The following is a 6,579-nucleotide window of genomic DNA, read 5'->3' on the forward strand; positions in this document are numbered from 1 at the left end:
CCCGGTACCACGAATGGCGTTTGGGACGGCACCTTCAAGGAGGCTTATTCCAACAATCCGGCCTGGGTCTTCTATGACCTGGTGTTGAACCCCTATTACGGCCTGGGCGAGCGCATCGACCAGAGCATGGTCAACCGTTGGGCCCTCTATCGCATTGCGCAGTATTGCGACCAGTTGGTGCCGGACGGGAAGGGCGGTCAAGAGCCTCGGTTCACTTGCAACCTCTATCTTCAGAAGCAAGAGGAGGCGTATGCCGTTCTTCAGGATCTCGCTGCAATCTTTCATGGGTTGGCGTTCTGGGATGGTAGCCAGATCACTGTCAACGCCGACATGCCGCAGGACCCCGTTTACACCTACACCACTTCGCAGATTCTGAACGATGGCGTGGTTGCGTACTCGGGGACACGGACGCGAGACCGCCATTCGCTGGCGATGGTCTCTTGGGACAATCCTGCCAATGCGTTCGAGACAGACAAGGAGCCGGTCTTCGACGAGGATGCGATTGTCGAGCTTGGCGGTATCGTCAGGGAGGTATCGGTCGGGGCTCTTGGCTGCACCAGTCAGGGCCAGGCTCAGCGGGCGGGGCAGTGGGCGCTTATGACTGAGCAATTGCAGACTCGTGGTGCCGTCTGGAAGGTTGGCCTGGATGGATTCATCCCTCGCCCTGGGCAGGTGGTGGCTCTGGCAGACCCCATGCTTGCCGGTCGTGCGAACGGCGGCAGGATCTCGGCGGTGTCTGGACGAGCAATCACCGTTGATCGAGATGTGGATATCCCGCTCGGCGCGCGACTGCGGGTCAACTTGCCCAGCGGGCGCTCGGAAGCCAGAGCGATTCAAGGCCTGGATGGGCGCGTCATAACAGTGGTGGCCGACTTCAGCGAAGAGCCTTCCCCTGAGAGCGGGTGGGCGATCGACTACGACGACCTGGCCCTGATGCAGTTCTATGTCAAGAATGTGACCAGGCCAAGCTGGGAGCAATTTCAGCTTGAGGTCATCCAGCACGAGCCCGGCAAGTTTGATGCGATTGATCACGGGGCGATCATCGATTCTCGGCCGATCAGCGTCCTGCCGTCCGGGGTGCAGGATCCGCCTGCACGCGTATTGATCTCGCAGCACATCGCGGTCGAGCAAGGCCTGGCGGTCACGATCATGACCATCGCCTGGGACGCGGCACCGGACGCGGTAGCGTACGACGTAGAGTGGCGCTGGGGCTCGCGCGAGTGGGTCAGGGTTCCGCGTACGGGTGAACTGATGGTCGAGGTCCGCGGGGTATACACCGGCCAATACCTTGCGCGTGTGCGCGCCGTTAACTCCATGAACGTGTCGTCGATCCCGGCGAACTCGGTGTTGACCAACATCACCGGTAAGACCGGCGCGCCGCCGGCGCTGGCATTCCTGCGTACCACCAGCGGACCGTGGAAGATCGGCCTGGAGTGGGGATTCCCGGCCAGTGGCGCGGCGGACACCGCCTACACCGAGATCCAACAGTCGGTTACCCCAGGCGGCAGCGAACAGAACGCAACTGCCCTGGGCTTGTTTGCATACCCGACCGACACCCACACGCTGACCTCGCTGGCGGCCGGCGCTCGCCTGGCCTTCCGCGGGAGGCTGATCGACCGGACCGGCAACGTCGGCCCCTGGTCGGCCTGGGTCGACGGCATCAGCTCGACGGATGCGAGCGAGTACAACGAGCTGATCACCAAGGAGTACGTCGAGTCCGCCCTCGGCGAGCAGTTCTTCGAAAACATCGAGCAAATCGGCGGTAACGTCGACCAGTTGATGGAGCAGTACTACGACGCCGGCACGGTATACCAGAAGGGCCAGATCGTTCGATTGAACGGCAGGTTCTATCAAGCCCTCCAGGACGTTCCCGCGGGCAATCCGCCGCCGAACCCCGTTTACTGGGCTGATGTGGGCGAGCTCGTCGAATCGGTCGATGCCCTTGCGTTACGCGTGACTGAGAATGCGGCCGCGATTGAAGAGCTCGACGGTGTTGTTCAGTCCAGTGCCTCCAGCCTGGACGTGCTGCAAGCAGCCGCGCGCCGGGAGCCGGCTACCGGAGAGAAAGCGGATGCACTGAAGGGGTGGGACACCATTGCTCGAGCAGCCACCGAGGTCATCGTGCGCGCGAATGAGATCGAGGCGCAGGCGAAGCGTGTAGAGACCGTCCAGGCGCAAACGAGCGCCAACGGGGCCGCGATTCAGACCACGCAGAGCGTTGTAGCGTCACTGGATCAGGGCGTGAAGGCGATGTACAGCGTGAAGCTCCAGGCCCATGCCAATGGGCAGCAGTACGCCACCGGGTTCCAGCTTGGGTTCGACAGCGGCACGAGCGTGACGACCATGGCGTTCCAGGCTGATAGGTTCCTCTGGTTCAACAGTTCCAGCGGGCAGACCGTGGCGCCGGTCTCGATCGTCGGCGGCCAGATGTTTATTAATGAAGCGTTAATAAACCGAGCCTTTATCCGCGAGTTGATTATGGGTATGCGCTTGCAATCACAAGCGCTTGATTCGCAAGGGCGCCCACTAATCGATATCGACTTCGTTTCCGGCAAGCTTGTTGTTCGGAGTACTGGGAGCAATGGTAGTCAAGAGATGACGGGGGATGCGATCAAGACTCTCGACGCTAACGGGGTTGTTCGCGTACAGACGGGGAATCTCGACCTATGACGTTCGGAATTCGTTTTAAAAACGCCGCCGGAGGGATCGTGATGGACCTCACCGGTCAGTCGGCGCGGACTATATATCGGCAATCCATCGGAGCGATCACAGAAGGAATGGCAGTGAGTGTCCCCGGCTTTGATCCCGCTCGCGGTGTAGTTTTCTTAATCTCAAGTGGCAACCCATTCGGAAGCGTCCCTTCCTATCGAATATCTGGAAATGTAATTACGTTTTTGCGAGGCGGATCTCCAAATGTTACCTATGTTCTACATGCGGTAATGTTCTCATGAGCTACGGTATCCTTGTTCGGGGAACCAATGGGCAAACAATTATCGATGACTCAAACCCATGCATGCATGTCGTAGAGAGTGGGGAGTATGGTGTTCAAGGTACGGCTGAAATTGTGATCAGCTACCTAGAGCCTATTAATTCTCCGTATGAGCCATATGTATATTTCTGCCCTAATGGACCTCACCAGATTTATAGATTTCGCCACCTGGGCGGGGCTGGGGCATGGTCTGGATTTGCGTTTTACCAGTCTAGCTTCCGGGATACCGATCCACCGGTATACGGAGGAAAGTGGAAGGCCGCTGCAGTTATGCTACCTCGTACAGGGGGCTGGGGGACGTGTGTATTCGATGCTCAGTCGCGTGTCATGTTCGACAGTAATCGCGAGATAATTCGGTTTGTCGGAGGGGCGCAAGAGTGGGCGCTATATGCTCACAACCCAAACTGGCCCGGAGGGATGGACATGCAAACGTGGGCGCTACCGTATTCATACGGAGTGTCCACTTATTTTCTGGTGAGTCATTTTAATTTAAAGCATATCTATTCTCTTGAGCCGCCTCGTATAGGATTTCTATACAGTTCTCGGACTATGATTTTCGTGTCCTCGTTAGTTCCTGATGAGGCCGGGTTTAATTTCAACTGGCCGCTAATTGTTGTAGCGTAATTTTGTTGGAGGCCTAAATGGCATGGTATGCAGTTGGCACCGTAGCGGTGACCGCAAATAGCCCGACCGTTACCGGTACCGGAACGCAGTTTTCGTCTAATGTCCGGGTAGGCGACGCCTTTATTGCCCCTGATGGGCGCCTTTACGAAGTGAGCAACGTCGCCAGTTCGACGGTCATCTCGATCAAGCCCAACTACCAGGGCAGCACGGCCAGCGGCCAGCCCTATGCGGTGGCGCCGATCCTGGGCTACGACAAGGACCTGTCGGATCGATTCAACCTGATCGCCAGCCAGTGGGGCGGGACGCTGGCCGGCATTCAGCCATGGGCGACGGCACCGACGCCGGCCCAGGCGAGGAGCTCGCTTGAGTTGCGCAGCGCCGCCCAGGTCGATATTGGCACCTCGCTTGGAAACGCGATGCCGGTTGGCGCATACGGGATTGGTTCTGAGCGTCCTGACCGAGCTCCATCGATTCATCGTTATGCGACAAGCGTCGAGATATTCGACCCGTCAACAGTTGACTCTGCTGCAACTGGCATTAGCAACGGATCTGTGCTGACGATCGGCTACGACGGATCCGACCTGCGAGGAGCGCAGATATTTTTCGGCCAGGTGCCTGCGTCAACGGTTAAGGGTCGCTGCGGGAAATTCTCGTCTGCCCCTATTTTCGAGTTCTACACGACTATAAACACGACGAGAGCAACCGACGGGACGCTTCGTGCTGCATCGCCTGTCGTGCGTATCGCCAACGTTGATGGGAGCTTGAGACCGGACCTCAACGAACTGGACTTCGAGCCTGCGGGGGCTTGGGGTGTAGCCAACGCAGAGGCCCGCGGCGTTACTGTTCAACGGCTCGCCGTTGGCGTCTACAAGGTCTCTGGTAGCCTGGGGCTAGCGAAAGAGGGCTGGCGCGTGATCGACCCTGCGTCTCCCGACGGCGGTCGCCCACTCGGTATCACTGACAGCGAACAGGCTGAGGATGGGACGGTCACCATCCGGCTCTTCAAACAGCGCTGGACACTCAGTGACGACGGCGAAATGGTGCTCGGGAAGGGCGCCCCACTGGATGTCCCGCTCAACAGTTGGATCGATGTCCGATTGTCGATGCCGGCACCTCCCGAGATGCAGCCCGAGACTCTATGACCAGCCCGCACTCTGCGGGCTTTTTTTTGTGCCTGGAGATCAGCATGCCTATCACTGAGCAGCAGTTGCTGCATATCCTCCCGAACGCCGGCCCTCGAGCCGGCGTTTTTGTTGGTGCGCTGAACCGCGGGATGACGCGCTTCGGTATCACGTCGCCTGTGCGCGCGGCGGTGTTCCTCGCCCAAGTTGGCCACGAAAGCGGCCAGTTGACCCACCTGGTGGAGAACCTCAACTACAGCGCGCGCGGCTTGGCTGCGACCTGGCCGAGCCGGTACCGCGATGCCGACGGCCAGCCCAACGCCCTGGCGCAGCGCCTGGCGCGCAACCCCCGAGCCATCGCCAACAACGCCTACGCCTCGCGCAACGGCAATGGCGACGAGGCGTCCGGCGATGGCTGGTGCTACCGTGGGCGCGGCCTGCTGCAGATCACCGGCCGGTCGAACTACCGCGCCGCCGGCGCCGGGCTGGGCCAGCCGCTGGAGCAGGAACCCGAACTGCTCGAGCAGCCGGAGTTCGCTGCGCTGTCGGCGGCCTGGTGGTGGTCGACACACGGCGTCAATGAGTTGGCCGACCGAGGCGAGTTCGCCGCCATCACCCGCCGGATCAACGGCGGCACGAACGGCCAGGCGGAGCGCCTGGCGCTGTGGGAGCGGGCGAAGAGGGTGCTGTCGTGATTTCTGCGCGGGTGATCTCGATCACGCTGGCCTGCCTGGTGCTGCTCGGCCTCGGCGCCGCCGGCGGTGTCTGGCTCGGCGCGCGGCACTACCGGCCGCAGCTCGATGCTGCCCTGGCGGATCTGATTGCCTGCCGCGCCGCCCGGGGCAGCCTGGAGGCCGCAGTCGCGGAGCAGGGCAGGCAGGTCGCCGCGCTGCGTCAGGCTGGTGAACAGCGGGCGAGGGACGCAGTCCAGGCGGTGGAGCAGGGACGACAGCAGGCCGCCGAGCGGTATTCCGCCGCCAACCGTCTGCTGCGTGACCGCACCGCCGGCGAGCAGTGTGCTGCCGCCGAGGCGGTCATCGACAAGGAGCTGGGGCTATGAAGCTGCAGGCGTGGCGAAAGACTGCAGGTGCAGCGATTTCCGGCAGGTGCAGCCGAAAGGTGCAGGTGGTGCAGGTGCTGGGGTTGGTGTTCGCGCTGGCGGGATGCGCCGGACGGCAGGAGGCCGAGCCGCGCACGGTGCGCGTAGATGTGCCGGTGGTGGTGCCTTGCCGAGTGCCGGCGGTGGAGGTGCCGGCCTGGGCAACCGCTGGGCTGAAGAAGAGCGACGATATCCAGACCAAGGTCCGTGCATTGCTCGCCGAACGCTTGCAGCGCGTCGGTTACGAGGCGCAGCTACTGGCTGCGAACCAGGCCTGTCAGGATTAGGAGTAGACTACGGCCTTTTCCTACGGAGCTCGGTTATGCTGGTGATTCGATTCAAGGGCTGGTCGGTGAAACTCGACCACCAGGTGGGTGGAGCAGGGAAGTTCGGCATCTGGTCGTTCCACGGCTCGGAGAGCAGCTACGTCCCAGACATGCAGACGATTCTCCGGCATGCAGCTATTCGGCCGGCGGAGCCGAAGGAGGGCGCCGAGGTCGAGGTGCTCATCTGTGATTCGCGTATGCCGCAGGATGAGTGGCGTGCCATAGGGAAGGGTGTTGCGGCCTATGAAGCCGAGCGCTGAGGCGCTGGGGGAATTCTGGGGGAATCAATCCCCCAAACAGCCATTCATGAGCATGAAGCACGCTACTCGAATGGTGCATGGATTCTGGCGTTCCTGGCTGTAGGTGGCGCAGAATAGGGGCTGAAAACGGATTCGAAATCCGTTGAGTCAGCAATGGCTC

6 protein-coding genes are annotated in these 6,579 nt (G+C 61.0%); all 6 read left to right on the forward strand.

Annotated features, from left to right (window positions below; all coding sequences use genetic code 11):
• Window positions 1–2,670, forward strand: a 2,670-nt coding sequence (locus HMPREF2886_RS04465) for a TipJ family phage tail tip protein (protein ID WP_070746859.1), incomplete at its 5' end; no start/stop codon positions are given.
• A gap of 960 nt (window positions 2,671–3,630) precedes the next feature.
• Window positions 3,631–4,755: a phage tail fiber protein gene (locus HMPREF2886_RS34940; RefSeq protein WP_256562487.1), complete on the forward strand. Its 1,125-nt coding sequence runs from the start codon at window positions 3,631–3,633 to the stop codon at window positions 4,753–4,755.
• 44 nt (window positions 4,756–4,799) lie between these two features.
• Window positions 4,800–5,429, forward strand: coding sequence for a glycoside hydrolase family 19 protein (locus HMPREF2886_RS04480; RefSeq protein ID WP_070746860.1), 630 nt, complete (start codon window positions 4,800–4,802; stop codon window positions 5,427–5,429).
• Entirely contained in the window at window positions 5,426–5,794 is a 369-nt protein-coding gene (locus HMPREF2886_RS04485; protein ID WP_070746861.1) for a hypothetical protein, read from the forward strand. The genes HMPREF2886_RS04480 and HMPREF2886_RS04485 overlap by 4 nt, the downstream gene beginning before the upstream one ends.
• Window positions 5,791–6,120 (forward strand): hypothetical protein, encoded by a 330-nt coding sequence (locus tag HMPREF2886_RS04490; protein WP_083318520.1) that lies wholly within the window; start codon window positions 5,791–5,793, stop codon window positions 6,118–6,120. The genes HMPREF2886_RS04485 and HMPREF2886_RS04490 overlap by 4 nt, the downstream gene beginning before the upstream one ends.
• A 35-nt stretch (window positions 6,121–6,155) precedes the next feature.
• Window positions 6,156–6,419, forward strand: a complete 264-nt coding sequence (locus HMPREF2886_RS04495) for a hypothetical protein (protein ID WP_070746862.1) — start codon at window positions 6,156–6,158, stop codon at window positions 6,417–6,419.
• The last annotated feature ends 160 nt before the right edge of the window (window positions 6,420–6,579 follow it).

Origin of the sequence: Pseudomonas sp. HMSC066A08, assembly GCF_001813025.1 — a bacterium.
Lineage (GTDB): Bacteria > Pseudomonadota > Gammaproteobacteria > Pseudomonadales > Pseudomonadaceae > Pseudomonas > Pseudomonas aeruginosa.